At 42.1% G+C, this 18,719-nt stretch carries 13 protein-coding genes; 1 reads left to right on the top strand and 12 read right to left on the bottom strand.

Annotation, left to right across the window (positions count from 1 at the left end; genetic code table 11):
• Positions 1-108 precede the first annotated feature (108 nt).
• From ACJ9PY_RS01105 to ACJ9PY_RS01050, 12 genes are all read right to left on the bottom strand, one after another.
• Positions 109-1,743, bottom strand: coding sequence for a PucR family transcriptional regulator (locus ACJ9PY_RS01105; protein ID WP_411739346.1), 1,635 nt, complete (start codon positions 1,741-1,743; stop codon positions 109-111).
• A 157-nt stretch (positions 1,744-1,900) separates the two neighbouring features.
• Complete coding sequence (locus tag ACJ9PY_RS01100) at positions 1,901-2,119, bottom strand: hypothetical protein (RefSeq protein WP_034304894.1); 219 nt, start codon at positions 2,117-2,119, stop codon at positions 1,901-1,903.
• Positions 2,120-2,135: 16 nt separating this feature from the next.
• A complete protein-coding gene (locus tag ACJ9PY_RS01095; RefSeq protein WP_411739345.1) occupies positions 2,136-3,620 on the bottom strand; it encodes an NCS1 family transporter in 1,485 nt (494 codons plus the stop codon).
• A 41-nt stretch (positions 3,621-3,661) separates the two neighbouring features.
• Complete coding sequence (gene hydA / locus ACJ9PY_RS01090; RefSeq protein ID WP_034304900.1) at positions 3,662-5,080, bottom strand: dihydropyrimidinase; 1,419 nt, start codon at positions 5,078-5,080, stop codon at positions 3,662-3,664.
• A 14-nt stretch (positions 5,081-5,094) separates the two neighbouring features.
• Positions 5,095-6,381, bottom strand: coding sequence for an NAD-dependent dihydropyrimidine dehydrogenase subunit PreA (gene preA / locus ACJ9PY_RS01085; protein ID WP_034304903.1), 1,287 nt, complete (start codon positions 6,379-6,381; stop codon positions 5,095-5,097).
• Between the two features lie 27 nt (positions 6,382-6,408).
• Positions 6,409-7,767, bottom strand: coding sequence for an NAD(P)-dependent oxidoreductase (locus ACJ9PY_RS01080; RefSeq protein WP_411740221.1), 1,359 nt, complete (start codon positions 7,765-7,767; stop codon positions 6,409-6,411).
• Positions 7,768-8,474: 707 nt separating this feature from the next.
• Positions 8,475-9,740 carry a GTPase HflX gene (hflX, locus tag ACJ9PY_RS01075; protein ID WP_098866076.1) on the bottom strand — a complete coding sequence of 422 codons (1,266 nt, stop codon included), beginning with the start codon at positions 9,738-9,740 and terminating at the stop codon, positions 8,475-8,477.
• A 270-nt stretch (positions 9,741-10,010) separates the two neighbouring features.
• Positions 10,011-12,134: a heavy metal translocating P-type ATPase gene (locus ACJ9PY_RS01070; RefSeq protein WP_063574527.1), complete on the bottom strand. Its 2,124-nt coding sequence runs from the start codon at positions 12,132-12,134 to the stop codon at positions 10,011-10,013.
• Positions 12,127-12,498, bottom strand: a complete 372-nt coding sequence (locus ACJ9PY_RS01065; protein ID WP_057276349.1) for an ArsR/SmtB family transcription factor — start codon at positions 12,496-12,498, stop codon at positions 12,127-12,129. The genes ACJ9PY_RS01070 and ACJ9PY_RS01065 overlap by 8 nt, the downstream gene beginning before the upstream one ends.
• A gap of 476 nt (positions 12,499-12,974) precedes the next feature.
• Entirely contained in the window at positions 12,975-13,175 is a 201-nt protein-coding gene (locus tag ACJ9PY_RS01060; protein ID WP_034304915.1) for a cold-shock protein, read from the bottom strand.
• Positions 13,176-13,707: 532 nt separating this feature from the next.
• Positions 13,708-15,402, bottom strand: coding sequence for a methyl-accepting chemotaxis protein (locus ACJ9PY_RS01055; protein ID WP_411739344.1), 1,695 nt, complete (start codon positions 15,400-15,402; stop codon positions 13,708-13,710).
• Between the two features lie 13 nt (positions 15,403-15,415).
• A complete protein-coding gene (locus ACJ9PY_RS01050; protein ID WP_411739343.1) occupies positions 15,416-16,585 on the bottom strand; it encodes an ATP-grasp domain-containing protein in 1,170 nt (389 codons plus the stop codon).
• Between the two features lie 354 nt (positions 16,586-16,939).
• Here ACJ9PY_RS01050 and ACJ9PY_RS01045 point away from each other — a divergent pair, with 354 nt between their 5' ends.
• Positions 16,940-18,697 carry an ABC transporter ATP-binding protein gene (locus tag ACJ9PY_RS01045; protein WP_411739342.1) on the top strand — a complete coding sequence of 586 codons (1,758 nt, stop codon included), beginning with the start codon at positions 16,940-16,942 and terminating at the stop codon, positions 18,695-18,697.
• Positions 18,698-18,719 lie beyond the last annotated feature (22 nt).

The raw sequence follows: 18,719 nt of genomic DNA, 5'->3' as shown, positions 1-18,719 counted from the left end.
GGTGCTATATAGGCCATTTTGCTGTCAGCATTAACCTTGTTATCTGCCTCCCTTTCCTTGCATTCAAAAAAGGATGTCCCCTGGACACCCTTCAGTCTTACTATCTTTTCATCTCCCAATATATTTATCTACATACTTCCCGCTGATCTTCCTGCTGCTGTATTGTAAGAAGTCCAATGCAAAAATCATGAATTCAAGGCCCAGACGCTTATCGGAGCGCATAAAATCAGAACCTAGCAGTTTCTCCAATTTTTCAAGCCTATGATATAACGTTTGCCGGACAATGAATAATTGTTTTGATGTTTCCTGTTTAGAACCGTTACAGGCAAGGTATGTCTTCAGGGTAGGCATTAGCTCTCCATTGTTTTGCTTGTCGTATTCAATTACAGGACCTAAATATTCATATACCGTTTCCTCCAGATTGCCATGTTTATTTATGAGTGAAATCATGCGATGCATATGTAAGTCCTGATAAAAGAAGCTCCTGTCATCCTCTGGCAATGTATCCTGAAGCAGCAACGTCTCACGGGCCGTTTCATAACTTTTATAAATCTCACTTAACCTTTGAACATGCTTACCAAAACCAATCGAAAGCAGCCCCATACGATTACGCCCGCTTACATCCATTTTCATGATTCGATCCACCGCGCTTGTAACCCTTGATTTCCAATCTTCGGATGAACGATTATCACCTAAAATAAAAACAAGATGCTGATGTATTTCCATGGAAAATATCTGAAAGCCGTACTGTTCAAAAACAGTTCTAAACATTATCTTAAAATAGGTTCCATCTAATTTTGCGGAATTTTTATTATACTTTGGGTGTTGTTTGCAAATGCAAACAATTCCGCCATCCAACTGCATTTTTGGATCAATATAGGAAAGCCTCTCCCGGATCGCTTCGTCACTATATTCACCTTCAATCCAATTTGTAAGCCATATACTTTCTTCCGACATTTTCTTTTCTTCTATATACAACTCCCTTAATAGATGCTGTGCCAATGCGGTAGCCGTTCGATCCAAGATCAATGAATCAAAATCAGTCAACTCCCTGCCGTTGCTGCAAATGAGCAGTTCAGCATAATTTTCGCCAAGCACTTGAATCGGCTGTCCAAGAACGGTTTTATCCAACTTCCGCTTCTCTTCATATATGTCCGCTACCATTTGATAGGTTGATTTTTTCTTTATTTTTGGAATACTGGCTATTTCATTTTCATTAAAGATAAGAATAACCTGTACATGTAAATAGCTGTGGAGAAATTTTAGAATTGGTTCATAATGGTCAATTTCGAGGAGATTTTTATTTAACTGCTGTGAGTAGTTTTCTAAGTTGGAGATCATCTGATATTGTTTATTGATGATAAGGGAATGTATATCCTGCGTGATTTCCACGAAAGGGACTTCTTCATGAAATAGGATGATAGGGAATTGCCGTTCATTTGCGAGATCGATGGCACATTGCGGCACTGCCATGGTGTTGGCGCCCATCTCTATACAGAGTCCAGCTGCATCGCATTCTATTAACTGTCTTAAGTAGGATAGAAATGTGTCATCGCAGTCTTTCCACCCTAAACCGGTAGTCAGTATCAGTTCGTTTCCATTTAACAAATGGCTGATTTGCGTGACTTCCATGCAGTGGACCCACTTCACTTGACGCTTTATCCCACTGCTGCCTGCAATTATATCCGTCAGATTAAAATGCTTGCGTGTTAGAATTTCCTCGATTGTAATCGATGTATTCATCCAGCCACATCCTTTTATAAAACTGCTTTAAAATCTATTATAAACGGACACCCCTTAAATCTCCAGACACTTGTCAGAAAATCTAACGTCAAAATTCTACAAAAAACTCGAACAAAAAGGACCCATTCGTGAGGAATAGGCCCGGTCCGTAACTTACTCAATTCAATTTTTTTTTGAAAAGCAATGTAGAGAAGTATTTCCTACCTTCCGGGGTTTTGATGTTCAATTGCTTCCATTCCTGCTTCGTTCCTTCAATCAGTTCAAAATCGAGAAAAGCTCCACTTAAACTTTCGGAAACCCGGGTGATTCGATATCCTCTTTCAAGCAAAAAATCGATTTGTTCCCTTTCTAAGCGATACTCTTGATATTCGGACATTTCCATTCCCCCTTTTTCAAACGTTCTTCTTGCCGGTCGAAGCCGTAAAAACCATCTCTACCTCAAGTTCTGGACCTTCTCCAATTATCCAATCCCTTCCAACTGAAATGCCTAAATATTTCTCATCGCTCGGATCGATGATTTCAGCTTGTTCATATCGCTTGAACCACCAATACTTAGCTAATATAAAATAACTAGCACCGCCGAGAAGGAAACCGATAATAAACGAATAATTTGAAAAAATCGTGGCACCGATTCCTCCAATCACCCAAGAAATGATTCCTGCCCAATTCACTCCATTCAAGTACTTATACTGGCCTTCACTTTCATAGAGTTCTTGTACATTCACTCTCCGTTTACGAAGGAAATAGTAATCCGCTACCAGGATGCCGACAATGGATGCCAGGATTCCACCTATTATTAATAAAACTTCTATGATGATGCCGAACAGGCTCCATGGCTGAACTACTATCCCAATAACCCCAGCTACAACGACTCCCGCCCAAAACGGCATTTTAGGACCCATGACATTGGAGAAAATGGTAGCTGCGGGAATGACATTGGCCGTAGTATTCGTCGACCATTGAGCAAATACGATCATGATCAAAAGGACGCCGAGGGCAATTCCACTTGCTGATCCCTGTATGGCAACTACAGGGTCATAATTGGAAACAGCCATATACGAAACCGCTCCGATAATCACCATGAACGTCTGGGTGATGGGATAGGTGATAATATTCCCAATTATTTGCCCCTTATTGCGTTTGAACCAATTTTTTTCATTTTTTGGTGCCTTTATATAGCGGGAAAGCGTCGGCATATCTGCAGTCAATGTGCCCCAAAATCCCATATTTGCCATAATGACGACCATGAAAGCCGTTGCGGCGGCCCCGCCAGTGACCGGACTTTCAATCCAGGACCATACCTCCCTTCCTTGGGCCACAGCCTGATCGGATAGGGTGAAATACATCCATCCAGAAATTAGAATGATGACGGGCGCCGCCAAGTCGGCGAATCGTTCAATCGACTTTATTCCCATTGCCGTGTTGACTAATTGTAAAACGGCAAAAATGAGGAAGCAGATAAACCAATTATCAAAGTCAAAAAGAGTTGTAAAGATAGCGTTCATTGCAGTGGCTCCAAAGTAAGTATTGAGGCCGAACCAGCATGACGCTACAAAACCGCGCACAACCGAAGGGATGTGGGTGCCAATCGTACCGAACGGCGCCCTCATATAGACTGGAAATGATATTCCATGTTCAACACCGATATCCCCTGTCATTGTCATCAAAAAGCCGAGAACCACACAGGCAATGACCGTTGCAAGAACGACCCAGCCTAAGGATAAACTTTGAACACCGTTCCCACCAATCGCGAAGGCAGCCAATACTACAGCCATGCCCACCCAAATGAAACCAAATCCGGCTGCACTTATGTTTTTCTCACTATGAGGTATAGGCAGCAAATCGGGAGACTTTAAATAATCTTTCTTCTCACTCATAAAAATCCCCCTAATTTAATTTGCAAGATTCCTTACCGAAGTCAGACTGTAAGCTTTTTCCCGGTATCCGGCTTCAACGCCGAATTATATTTTGCCCGTTTCAAGAATTGTCCTTTTCCAGCTTCGCCCACAAATTGTTTGTCTTTAATGACGAATTGACCTCTCGATAAAACGGAAACCGGCTCACCCGTAATTTCCATACCCTCAAACGCATTATAATCCACCGCCATGTGATGAGTATCTGCAGAAATGGCCCTTTCAACCTTCGGGTCAAAAATGACAATATCAGCATCCGAGCCTACGGCAATCGTCCCTTTCTTAGGGAATAATCCAAATAGTTTGGCAGCACGTGTAGAGGTCATGTCGACGAATTGATTCAAGGTAATGCGCTCTTTCATGACCCCTTCAGAAAAGAGGATACTCATGCGGTCCTCTATCGTTGGGCCGCCGTTCGGTATTTTCGTGAAATCTTCACGTCCAAGTTCCTTCTGTCCCTTAAAGTCAAAAGAGCATTGATCGGAGCCGATCGTTTGCAGCTGCCCCGTTTTCAAAGCATTCCATAGCACTTCCTGGTTTTTCTTCTCCCTTAACGGCGGGGACCATACATACTTAGATCCTTCAAAATGGGGCTTTTCAAGATAAGACTGGTCAAGAACCAAATATTGCGGACAAGTCTCACCCCAAATATCCACCCCTTTATTCCTTGCCTCAGTGATCTTTTCAACCGCATCTTCACAGGTGACATGAACGACATAGAGCTGGCCATTTGCCATTTCCGTCAGTTTAGCTGCACGTCCAGTTGCTTCCCCTTCAAGCTCCGGAGGCCTTGTTAATGCATGGTAAATTGGATCGGTGTTCCCTTCGGCAAGGGCCTGCTTTGTAAGATAATCGATGACATCACCATTTTCAGCATGAACCATGACAAGTGCGCCAAGTTCCTTTGCTTGCAACAAAGTGCGGTATAGCGTGGCATCATCAGCTTGAAAAACATTCTTGTAAGCCATGAATACTTTAAAGGACGAAATCCCTTCATTATCGATGATACTTGGCAACTCAGCCAATACTTCATCATTAATCTCACTGATCATTAAATGAAAACCATAATCTATGGCCGCCTTTTCATTGGCCTTTTCATGCCATGTTTCAATTGCTTTCTTTAAAGGCACCCCTTTTTCAGTCAGGCAAAAATCGATGATCGTTGTCGTGCCTCCATATGCAGCAGCGATTGTACCTGTTTCATAATCATCCTTTGTCGTTGTTCCGCCAAACGGCATATCGAGATGGGTATGCGGATCTATGCCCCCCGGAAAAATATATGCGCCTTTTGCATCAATGATTTCAGCCCCCTCAGCCGACAGGTCCTTGCCAATCATTGCAATCTTCTCATTTTCAATCAATATATCCGCTTGATACGTATCTGCAGCCGTTGCAATCGTTCCATTTTTAATGATTTTCTTCATATTCGACCCCTCCATCATTTTACGAAATCAACACTTTCACTGCTTATGCCCCCAAGGAACGATTGGCGTTCATTCCACGTCATTGGCGGCAATTCATTTGTCAATTCGATCATATCGATCGCCCCATCGGCCGGACAGACGATCGAGCAAAGATTACAGCCTACGCAATCCTCTTCGCGCACTCTCAAGAATGAGCTGCCTGACGTGTCCTTTAACATATCTATACATTGATGCGATGTATCTTCACACGCAATATGGCATTTATTGCAGTTAATGCACACATCATTATTAATGCGCGCAACGACCTTATAATTAAGATCTAAGTTCCCCCAGTCGGAATAGCGCGGTACGGACTTACCGACAATATCCATCACGGAGGATATCCCTTTTTCATCAAGATAATTGGACAGTCCATCGATCAAGTCTTCAACTATTCTAAAACCGTGATGCATGGCAGCTGTGCAAATTTGCACTCCAGTCGAACCCATCAGCAAAAATTCCACCGTATCCTGCCAATTTGAAATGCCGCCAATTCCCGAAATGGGAACATTGATCATTTTATTCCTTGCACACTCTGCCACCATATTCAAAGCAATCGGCTTCACAGCTGGACCGCAATACCCTCCGTGAGCACCCTTGCCGCCTACATGGGGAATCGTATTCCATGAATGGATATCCACTCCTGCCAAGCTGTTGATCGTATTGATCATGCTTATTGCATCCGCACCTCCGCGCACCGCCGCTTCAGCTGTAACCGTAATGTCGGTTATATTGGGTGTAAGCTTGACGATGACGGGCTTGGATGCAGCTTCCTTCGCCCAGTATGTTTGCTTTTCAACCAGTTCTGGAACCTGTCCCGAAGCAGCTCCCATCCCACGCTCAGCCATACCGTGCGGGCAGCCAAAGTTCAACTCGTAACCATCGACCCCTACATCTTCTATGCGCTTGATGATCTCATGCCACTTTTCCTGTTGTGGCTCCACCATCACCGATGCAATGATCGCATGATCAGGGAACCTCTTCTTCGTTTCATATATTTCCTTCAGATTCACTTCCAGCGGACGGTCCGTTATCAATTCTATATTGTTGAACCCGGCAACTCTTTGTCCATTAAAACTGACCGCTGCAAAACGTGATGAGACATTCAGGATGGGGTCACCCAATGTCTTCCAAACAGCTCCTCCCCAGCCAGCTTCAAATGCACGCTGAACTTGATAACCCGAATTAGTAGGTGGTGCTGAAGCAAGCCAAAAAGGATTGGGAGATTTAATACCTGCAAGATCAATTGATAAATCAGCCATGATAAGCCTCCTATTTTTCATAGTTATTTAAGCAATATCCACCGCTCCGCCCATCAAAATCGAATCAATTTCATTGGCTGTCTTTTTCCCTTGCTGGGCAGCTGAAACAACCATTGCCTCACCTTGGCCTTTTCCGAAGATCACGTCACCGCACGCAAAGATCTTTTCATTCGATGTCCTGTAGGAATCACCCTCCAATGTCACGACGCCATCATCATGTTGAATGCCGAACTGTTCAATCAATCCTACATACCTTGATTGGCCTATGGCACGAATGACGCCATCGACCGGAATGACGAACTCTGATCCGGAAATTTGGACTGGACGGCGCCGGCCATCTTCACCTGCCTCGCTAAGCACCATTTTTACGCACTCGATACCCGTTACCTGACCGCTTTCATCCGATAGGATCCTGGAGGGGGCAGTCAGCCAGTGAAAACCGACACCTTCTTGTTTGGCAAACTCATACTCAAAATCATAGGCAGTCATTTCCTTTTGGGTACGACGATAAATAATGCTCACCTGTTCAGCGCCCAGGCGAATAGAACAGGTCGCGGCATCGATCGCCGTGTTTCCAGCCCCAATCACCGCCATCTTCTTCCCAATGAATTTATCAGTGATTGTCCCTGTTTTCGTTGCCTTTACGAAATCGATTGCATCATAAACTTCAGCTAAATCCTCCCCTTCAATCCCAAGCTTAGGAACATCGGACATGCCTATCGCTAAAATGACCGCATCATGGTCGGCAGTCAGCTGATTTGCGGAAACATCCACCCCGACCCGTGTATTCGTTTTAATATCAACATCCAAACTCTTTACTTGTTCGACTTCCCAATAAGAAATGCTCTGAGGTAAACGGAACGATACAATTCCGTAAGTATTTAATCCGCCTGGATTCTTTTCAGCTTCGAAAATGGTTACACTGTAGCCAAGCAAGGCTAACTCCCTTGCTGCAGACAAACCCGCCGGACCGCTTCCTACAATGGCAACTTTTTTGCCATTCTTCTTCCCGGCCTTGAATAGGGCTTGTTTATTTTGGATGGCCCAATCTGTGGAATAACGCTGGAGATTGCCGATCATGATCGGCTTTGTAGAATGGTTCAGGACACATGCCCCCTCACATAACTCTTCAGTCGGACATACCCGCGCACAGCTGGCACCGACAGGATTGGCCGTCATGATTGTCTTGGCCGACCCTTTAAAATTACCTGATGCTATCTTCTTGATAAAACCGGGAATATCTATTCCGGTCGGACAGGCTTGGATACATGGGGCATCATAGCAGTATAAACATCGATTCGATTCTTCCAAAGCTTCCCTTGGGGATAATCCCCTCTCCGCTTCCTGAAAGTTAATCTCTAGACCACCTTTTAACGGGCTCGTCATACTCATCCACTATTTCTCCTTCCAAACATTTATTTTTGAAAAATAAAAAGGGAGGAATTGCGTACATTCTCTCTACTGTCCTCATATTTAAACGATTGAAAGCATTGCCAACATGGTTTCCATCCATTTAATCACCTAACAAGTCATGGCGATTTCCCAGCCAAGAATCTCTCATTTTGTTTATTATTTTCTCTCTGATTCTCTCACTGGCCACGCCCCGGTCCCTGTTTCCTTTAAAAAGCCCCCCCTACTAATCTTAAAAACTCAAATCCTGATGATAAATCAGAGAATTGAGTATTCTTAATTCTATAATGTTGAAAAGCAAGTTACATTATACAAAGTGTAAAGTATTTCCAGGCACTAAATTTGCAATATGTAATATTCATGTTATTTTTCCTAACAATAAGTGATAAGCCTCGTCATTTTTCTACATCCAAACTTACTTTTCATCATACTTACTGATATTTTTGGCTGATTTGTTCCGATTACCTGCTTATCAACACTTTGTCCACATAAAAAAAAAGCCCAGAAACAAAAACCTTGGTTTCCTGGGTCTTTTCACTTTTATCCACAACTTATTCACATATTATATGGCGTTATTCTCTTTGTTTTTGCGGAACAGAAGCTTCTCACCAAAAGTTATCCACATTAATGAATCGACTTTTCCACTTATCAACAAGCCATTAACAATTTATCAACAAGCAGGTTCATTCCGGACGTATAACGTATCGTTTATATTTCTCATAATCCGTTTTCTTGCACTCAAGCTTTATTCGATATCCGATTGCCTCATATTCCGTTTCCGTTATGTGACCATTTTCATTGAAATAAGAAACCAGCTGCCCTTGATCAAATGGAATCAGCATTTCACAGTGAGTATAGTCGACAAAAATATGCTTGCGAATTTGATTTATCAATTCCTCGATGCCAACTTTGTTTTTTGCTGACATATATACAGAGCCACGATTCACCTGAGGGATATCCAAATCGGTAAGGTCCGCTTTATTATACGCAAAGATCGTCGGAATCCCTTTAATGCCTATATCGTTTAAAGTCTTTTCCGTTATCTCTATTTGCTGCTCATGATTAGGATTGGAAAAATCGACAACATGGATCAACAGATCCGCTTCTACCACTTCTTCCAATGTGGATCGGAATGCCTTCACTAGATGATGCGGCAATTTAGACACAAATCCCACCGTATCCGTCAATAAGAATTCCTTTTTATCCGGCAGCGGAATGTTTCGAACGGACGTCTCAAGCGTAGCGAACAGCATATCCTTCTCCAACACCTGCTTTTCGGCAGTTGGATGGAACATCTCAATCAGTGCATTCATGATCGAAGATTTACCTGCATTGGTATAACCGACTAAGGATACGACAGGGATGGCATTCTTTTTCCGCTGTTTCCTCTGCGTTTGCCTGTGTGCAACAAGGTCTTCCAGTTCTTTATTCAAAACACTTATATTTTCCTCGATCCTCCTGCGGTCAAGCTCTAACTGCTTTTCACCTGCTCCTTTGTTTGTACCGACCCCGCCGCTCTGACGCCCTAGTGACTCCCTTAAACCAACGAGACGCGGGAGCATATACTGCAGCTTTGCCACTTCTACCTGAAGCTGGGCTTCCTTCGTTTTCGCCCGATGCGCAAAAATATCCAGAATCAAGATTGTCCGGTCAATCACCTTGCAATCCATGTCTCTCTCCAGATTACGAAGTTGCGAAGGGGAGAGCTGGTCATTAAAAATGACGACATTAGCTTCTTTATGCTCAACGAGATTTTTCACTTCCTCGATCTTCCCGGTACCGATAAAATGTGATGAGTTCACCCGATGCAAATTTTGTGTGATGGTCCCTGCAACCTCTACCTCACATGCTTCCGTTAAATTGGCCAATTCCTCCATCGAATACTCAAAATCCTTTGAACCGTTGAGATTGACTCCAACCAAAATTGCCCTCTGCTGTAATTCCATCATTTCAAATCCCTTCCGTACATACCTTACTCCCTATATTATACTTAAACAAACTGTCATGCTGCCTAAAAGCGAGCCACATTGTAGTATACCAGGCATCGCTTGCATAAAGGTTGCTGCCCTTAGCAAAGTGTTTTTATTGGACTTCCTTTTACTTTCAACAAAAAATATGACAACCGACTATTTTTTCAAAGTTTCACATGAAACAATTGGAAAGCTCAAAATAAAAGCTCCCTGGTGCACCTTAAGATGCACCAGGGAGCCCATATTATTCTATTCTTTTATTCTCAATAACCTAAGACTGTTCAATGTAACTAATAGCGTCGCACCCATGTCGGCAAAAATCGCCATCCAAAGTGTTAACCAGCCCGGCGCTATCAATAATAAGGCCAGGACTTTAATCACCAATGAAAACGTGATGTTCTGCTTAATGATTTTTAATGTTTTGCGGCTTAGGCGGATTGTATAAGGCAGCTTCGATAAGTCATCACCCATCAAGGCAATATCGGCTGTTTCAAGGGCTGTATCAGTGCCCGCCCCTCCCATTGCGATTCCTACCGTGGAAGCTGCCAAGGCCGGAGCATCATTGACACCATCGCCTACCATGGCCACTCGATCGTATTTTTGTTTCCATCGTTTGATAATGGTCAATTTATCCTGCGGCAATAGCTCCGCCTCAATCTCATGAACGCCAGCTGCCGCTCCAATCGCTTTTGCCGTTCCGATATTATCGCCAGTCAGCATGATCGTTTTTTCAATGCCCAAAGCATGCAGTTTCCGAATGGCTTCCTTACTGCTTTCCCTTATTTCATCAGACACCGCGATGAGTGCATGGAGCTTCACTTGATCGCCAAGCACCATCACCGTTTTCCCTGTATTTTGATAGCCGCTGATTAATTTAAGCACATCATCAGAGAAAACGAAACCTGCCTCTTCCACAAAAAGGTGGGGTTTACCAATGTAATAGATTTCTTGATTGATTTTCCCTTTTATCCCTTTACCGGTGATTGCAGTAAAATCCTCTACCAATAAAGAATGATAGTCCACATCGTAGGTTTCCGCCTTTTGAAGAATGGCCGTGGCAAGGGGATGCTGTGATCTGCTTTCTAAAGCAGCGGCGATAGCCAGCACGTCCTGTTCATTCAACACATCAGATAACATTTTGAAATCGGTCACCTCAGGTACGCCCTTTGTTAAAGTACCCGTTTTATCAAACGCGATTGCCTTTAAGGCTCCCGCTTCCTCCAAATGGACCCCGCCTTTAATCAGCACACCATGTTTCGCAGCATTTCCGATTGCTGTCACGATGGCGATGGGCGTAGAAATGACCAAAGCACAAGGACAGCCGACAACCAGTACAGCCAATCCCCGATAAATCCATTCACTCCAATCCCCGTTCATCACGATCGGGGGTAATACCGCAATGCCCAGGGCAATGAGCATGATGGCCGGCGTATAAAATTTTGCGAATTTATCCACGAAGGCTTGGGAAGGAGCCTTTTCGGCCTGTGCTTCTTCAACAAGGTGGATGATTTTTGCAATCGTCGTATCCTCGACCCGCTTCGTGACCTCCACTTCGAGCAGCCCTTCACCATTTAGGGTTCCGGCAAATACTTCACCCTCAACCGTTTTAAAAACCGGCTCGGATTCACCAGTAATAGCTGCTTGATTAAGTGTCGAGGCGCCCTTCATGATCCGGCCATCCATTGCAAGCTTTTGACCAGGTTTAACGATCATGATGTCGCCCACTTCAACCTCATCAACAGCAACCATCATTTCATGATGCCCTCTAAGGATCAAAGCTTCTTTAGGTGCGATGTTCATTAATGATTCGATGGAATTACGCGCCTTATCCATCGAATATTTTTCCAATGCTTCACTTATCGCAAATAGAATGACGACGGTCGCGCCCTCGCCCCATTCACCAAGCACGGCCGCCCCGATGATGGCAACCGTCATAAGGGTGTGCATATCAAAGCGAAGCCTTACAAGGTTTTTCAAACCATTGACAAATAATGAATATCCTCCAACTATGATTGCAGCCGCATAACCGATTACCGGCATGATGCTTCCATCAGCATATCGCTTATCAAATATCCAGCTGACCAGCAATAAGATAACCGAAAACACCACTTTAATATTTTCTTTTTGCTTCCAAAATGGTTCCTTTTGAGTTGCCTGTTCCTGTTCACCGCGGATCTTCAGGTTATCGAAAGCTCCCGCCTTTTCAATCTGTTCAATGGTCGTGCTGCCCTGTACCGATATCTTCGAGGCGCCAAAGTTGATTTTGGCATCCTTCACACCCTCTAGTTCACGGACATTGTTCTCGAATTTAGCCGCACAATTCGTGCAGGATAGACCCTGGATACGATATGTTTTCATTGGGGATTCAGCCATCGACCCTTACCTCCTGCTGATGTTCTAATGCAATGAGAATCAATTGCTTAATATGGTGATCATCCAAAGAATAAAAAGCCAACTTACCTTCTTTTCGATATTTTACGATTGCATGTTTATAAAGGGTACGAAGATGATGTGACGTCGTCGCCATCGAAGCACCAATGATATTGGCCAGATCGCACACACACAATTCCTCGTCCGTACAGAGCGCATAAGCTATCTTCGCCCTATTTTCATCGCCTATAACCTTAAACAGCTTCGACATGCTGGATATATCCACCTGGGTCATTTCCCCTTGAATGCGATTGACCTTCACTTCATCATGCAGGTGAACATCACATATATCTTTCAGTTCCGTCATCTTCTCACACCTCTCATTCAAATCTTCGTTTGATTATAATATAACACAATTCCCTGAATATTCAAATCCATATTTGAATGTATAAGAATCTTTTCCCCTTCCCAAAGAAATTAATGAAAGTGCCCATATGTTTTTATATGTGGGCCATCGTTTTTTTGTTTCCCCTTTTGCTAACAAAAAGGTCATGCTGCCCTCTTCCCTGATCTTCAAGCAAAAAAAAGAAGGGACAAATTCCTTTACGCCCCTTCAATCAATGATTTCAGTAATTACCTATCGTTACCTTGATACGTATAATATATTTAATTTAGTATTTTATAGAAAAACTATGATATACTTAGTCAAACCTTTTTAAGCGTTTTACTTTACTTGTACCATTTACCCTGCTTATCGTTTAGCAGGGTTTTTTGTTATGTATTTTCACAAAACAAAAAAAGACGGACCCTTTAAAAAGGATCCGTCTTTTTTTGTTATCGAAATTATGCTTTTTGAACGTTAGAAGCTTGAGGTCCGCGTTGACCTTGTTCTACTTCAAAAGTAACTTCTTGGCCTTCGTCTAAAGATTTGAAACCTTCGCTTTGGATAGCTGAGAAATGTACGAATACGTCGTCTCCGTTTTCGCGTTCGATGAATCCAAAACCTTTTTCTGCGTTAAACCATTTTACTTTACCTTGTTCCATTGTTGTTGCCTCCTAGTGCATCTAAGCACAATGTATTACTATCCTTGCTCTAAGTCATCATCGAAAACGAAAAGTAGTACTTTTAGTATCCTTAGTACCGAACAAAAATAATTAAGACTAAGCATAACATTAAATGGTAGCGATTGCAAATAGTTTGGGGAAACTTTTTTCCAGCAATTTTTAATACTCTCTAAATTCTATAAAAAAAAGCAGTAATGAAAGTGACTCTATCTATTACACATGAACTCTTACATACATACATTCATCCAAACAAAAACCTCTCGTTTACTAATTTAAAGAGGTTTCATAGTGTAGATAAACTCGATATTTTCTACATTTTTTTGAGGGAGTGTAAAACGGAACGTTGATTTCCTCTCCGGGCGGTCCTCCCTCGGCGCGCTTTCCCGCAGAAGTCTCGTACCTTCCGTACCAATCAACTATGTTTAAAAACTCAGATAGAACCCATTTTGTCTCCAAAAACCTCCCGTAAACAAAATTAAGAAAGGTCTTTGTAGATGTTTACATCAAATATTTATTTTTCCGTAATGAACTTTTCCACCATTTCTTCTAAAATCGCCGATTCTTTTGCTAAATCTTCATTTTGTTCCTTCAATCCAGCCATTATGGTACTTTGTTGAATGGCAGCTGCCGAGATTTGCTCCGTTGTTGCGACTCCTTCTTCGGAAATCGCCGCAATTTCCTGTATGGATGCCAGGCTTTCATCCGAAGACTCATTGATTTTTTTCGAATGGGCGGCCAATTGTTCTGTGCCTTTCAGCAATTTCTCTACGGATTCGAATATCTTATTGAAAATCTCGCCATTGTTTTCCACTAAGGAAACACCATTTAGTATATCCTGAAAACTCTCATCATTATTTTGGATAACTTTGGCTGTTTGTTCATTAATCCGCATGATCGATTCTGAAATGATATCGATGGATTCATCGGTTTGCACAGCCAATTTTTGCACCTCTTGAGCGACTACGGCAAAACCTCTGCCAGCGTCACCCGCCCGTGCCGCTTCTATGGATGCATTCAGGGACAGCAGGTTCGTTTGGGAAGCAATCACCCTTATTAAGCCAATCACTTCATTTATCTTCACTACATCCTCTTCCAGGCTCACCAAATTGGCTTTATTCGCTTGGCCGTTTTCCATGATTTTATCCATCTGGCTCGTTACATCTTGCACTTGTTTACTCCCTTGCTCAGCAAGTGTATTTGCATGCATCGTAAATTCATTCATTTCATTCGTTTGCTCGTTCATTAAACGGATCGTATCCGTTAAGTCACTGATCATATTGGAAATCCGGTCAATATGATGGGCACGTTCTTCCGAAGCCTTTGCTTCTTCCGTTGTCCCCGTCACTATCTGGCCATAGGATTCCACCATCTCTTCAAAGGATTGCTGAATGGAAACTGTCGTTTGACTCATCGTTTGGGCATGTTCACGGACATTCTGGATAATATGGGACAAACTTAATCTCATATCTTCGAATCCATTTGACAGATCGCCAATCTCATCCTCTCTGCCAACGGGAATCGATTTACTTAAGTCCCCTTTTGCCATTTCATTCGTGTAACCAACAAGTTCATTGACGGGTCCCGAAATCTTTTTCCCGATGACAACGGCGCATAGCACACCCAATATAACGGCACTTGCAAGAAATAAGATATTATAGAATATCATTGTGCTTTTCAATTCATCAATGAAGCTTGCATCCATATCGATTCCGACAATCGCGTCCGTTCCTTCGATTGGCGTAAAGTACGACTTATGTGTTCCCCACTTATCTTTATATATTTCACTCAAGACGTCTACGCTTCCATTTATCGATTTTGCCTGTTCCGGTGTGAAGGGGGATTCCACCATATAGTCATCGCTGCCGCTCAAGGCTACAATCATGTCGGCATCATTCTCCCGCTTCAAAACATAAACATATTCAATTCCCTTTTTATCTTCAACAAAGGCATCCAGTTTCCGCTTAATCTCTTCGCCCCGTTCGGAAGCCTTGTTTATCAAAGTGGGATTGAGGCTCGCTGCTAAACTGTGGGCATTTTCAGAAAGGCGATCATCGAATTGCGGAAGGACATTCTCATTGATCATTTTATTAGTAATATAGGAAAAGCAAAGGCCCATGGCCCCTGCGAAAATCACGAAATGAATAATGTAAAACAAGAATAGTTTTGCCAATAGAGATTTTTTAGGATTCAGCTTTGAAAATCTCATTTCCATGCCCCCCTTAGTTGAAAACCAGGTGTTTTATAGTCAAATATGGTATTAAATCCAAATGAAGCAATTGGAGATTTTCATTCAAATCCTCACTTCTATAAAAGATGATGGCCATGCTCCGGTCATTTTGAAAAGGAAGCTGCCTATATTCCAAAACATGTTCGAATTCATGAAGAAGTCCATCATGATCAATACGTGCAACATCTTCCAGATTTATTTCAAGCGGAACCTCTGCAAAGAAAAAGCTATATATTCGATCGTCCATCTCTTCCAATATCCGATTCCAATCGGGTTTCGTTCCTGAAAAATAATGTTCATACATATTCATTCCATAGGCATGGTAACCTAGATCCGTTGTACCCGCCCCAGCAAAACGCAGGGGATTGATTTCGATGGGTATCACCCGGCTTCCCTTTTTGCGGATTTCAAAGTGTACAGGATAATTCCTAAGCGGAAGGACCGTTTGGATATTCTTCATGAACTTCAATGCATCATGATAGATTTCATCAATGGCCAACTTCGAAGTATAATAAATTCGATCGGAAGTATCGTAATCATCCTTGAATGATCGTTTGAACACATTCAAAATGACCGGTTCACCATCTTGATTGTAATAACCATCAATGGCATACTCTTCACCCTGAATCCACTCTTCTATCAAAACGGTCTGGGACCCGACCACTTCTGAATCATATAATCCACCCGAATGAAGTAAATCGGCTTTAAGCTGGTTCACGGCTATATACCAATCCTGTTCATTCTTGACTTTGTGCACACCTACACTGGAATAGCCAATATTGGGTTTGATAACTACCGGAAACGGTATTTGATTTATATCCAGCTCACTTATCATGGATAAATCGATATCTTGGAAATAGAAATCAGGATATAAAGATTTCGTCAAATTTCGCACCTGGCTCTTATCCTTCAATAACTTTGACCAAAAGTATTCATTGCTATCCGGTTGAAAATGCCCTAGTAGTGTTATTCCATTTTCAGAGTTTGTAAGAATTCTTTTGTCCTTTTCCATGGACTTGAAAAATTCTGTATCCTTTTGAATGTTTAGCTTTTCTGATGTTAATGTGTCTCCCCACTGACCTTGTTCCAATACTGGGATTTGCTGTTCCTCTAACACCTTTAGAAGAATTGGCGACACAATCGACTCATTCAAAATAATCATTTTTTCCACCTAACTTGTACTGTTTTTTGTATCTCCATATTTAATCGGTTAAAACCGGCAAGTTTTTAGCTTATATAGGTATTTATTATTTAAAATCAAGATATCACTATATCTTTTTACCTATCAGTCATAAACTTGAGATCCTTACACATATTCCTTACCGTTAACCATCGAATATTTAATTTCCTTGTATCTTCATGAAAAAAAGCAAACACTATTTTAAGTGTCTGCCATATTTTTGCAAATTTATCATTCAGAAAAGGTTCACCAAAATTTTCGTGGAATAACTAAAACTCGTTCATATTCAATTCATAACTTCTTTATATACTTCTCTGTAATGAAAATCGAGAAAGGATGTATTTACATATGTCAGAAGCAAAAAAACAAAAAGGATGGCGCCAGTTCATTCGATTGGTTCAACAAACGAAGCCTTCCAAACTAATGATAGGGATTGCATTAGCATTAAGCCTAGGCACAACAGGTGTAGCTTTATTAGTCCCATTATTCACAAAAAATCTAATCAATGATTTTTCAGTCAGTTCACTAAACGCTGAAAGAATCACACTTCTCGTTGTTGCCATCATTGTTCAAGCATTGGCCAGTGGATTTTCCATCTATTTATTAAATCGGATCGGTCAATCCGTAGTGGCAGGTATCCGCGATCAACTATGGAAAAAATTACTTGTATTACCCGTGAGTTATTTTGATGATCATCCATCGGGGGAAACAGTCAGCCGAATGACAAATGATACAACTGTAGTGAAGGGATTAATCTCTGAACATCTCTCTAATTTCGTTACAGGAATCATTTCCATCGTAGGTTCCATGATCGTGTTATTCGTACTGGATTGGAAAATGACATTATTGATGTTCACTGCAATTCCGCTCTCTGTTTTGATATTAATGCCGTTAGGGAAAAAAATGCACAAAATATCAAAAGGGATGCAGGACGAGACAGCAAGCTTCACCGCAGTCCTTCAGCAGGTTCTAACGGAAATACGTCTTGTTAAAGCATCAAATGCAGAAGCTTTGGAATATCAAAATGGCCAAAAAGGAATCCAGAAATTATTTCAATTCGGATTGAAAGAGGCAAAAATCCAAGCGTTGATTGCGCCGCTAATGAGTTTTGTCATGATGGCATTACTCGTCCTGATTTTAGGTTATGGAGGAATGCGTGTTTCTTCAGGAGCACTGACTGCTGGGGCTTTAGTTGCTTTCATCATGTATCTTTTCCAAATAATCATGCCAATGGCTCAATTGGCCAGTTTCTTTACACAATTCCAAAAAGCAACGGGTGCAACAGAGCGCATCATTTCCATTCTGGATTCTGTGGAGGAAGAAGATGCGAAGCAGCACGTTCAAAATATGAGTCAATCCATCAGCGTGGATCACCTGAACTATAGTTACAATAATGGAGAACAGGTACTTAAAGATATAAGCTTTAACGTTGAGGCCGGTAAGGTCACTGCAATAGTCGGCCCAAGCGGCAGCGGAAAAACGACCCTTTTTTCATTATTCGAGCGTTTCTACAAACCACAGGAAGGATCCATATCCATAGGCGGGACATCCATAAATGATTTCACACTGCTTTCATGGAGAAGCCAGATTGGATATGTTTCACAAGAAAGCCCGATTGTATCCGGTACAATTCGGGATAATATTTGTTATGGCATCAATCGGGATATAACAGATGATGAATTAAATCAAGTGGCTAAAATGGCGTATGCAGATCAATTCATTTCTGAGCTTCCGAACGGATATGATACAGAGGTCGGTGAAAGGGGCATGAAATTATCAGGCGGTCAAAGACAAAGAATTGCAATCGCCCGAGCATTTTTAAGAAACCCGAAAATATTAATGCTGGATGAGGCTACCTCCAGCCTGGACAGCAAATCAGAAAAAGTGGTTCAACAGGCATTAAATCACTTAATGAAAGGAAGAACAACAATAGTCATCGCCCACCGCCTATCGACCGTTATCGGTTCGGATCAAATCATCTTCCTTGAAAAAGGGAAAATAACAGGCAGCGGAACACATAAAGAGCTATATAATACGCACTCATTATATCGCGAATTTGCTGAACAGCAGTTGCACAAGCTTGAACTGGCCTAATTCGCCGAAAGGAAAGAAGAAG

The sequence above is a fragment of the Peribacillus sp. S4 genome (assembly GCF_046715815.1).
Taxonomy (GTDB): Bacteria; Bacillota; Bacilli; order Bacillales; family DSM-1321; genus Peribacillus; species Peribacillus frigoritolerans.
The sequence above is the reverse complement of the archived record's forward strand: the minus strand, read 5'-3'. Positions and strand labels throughout refer to the sequence as shown.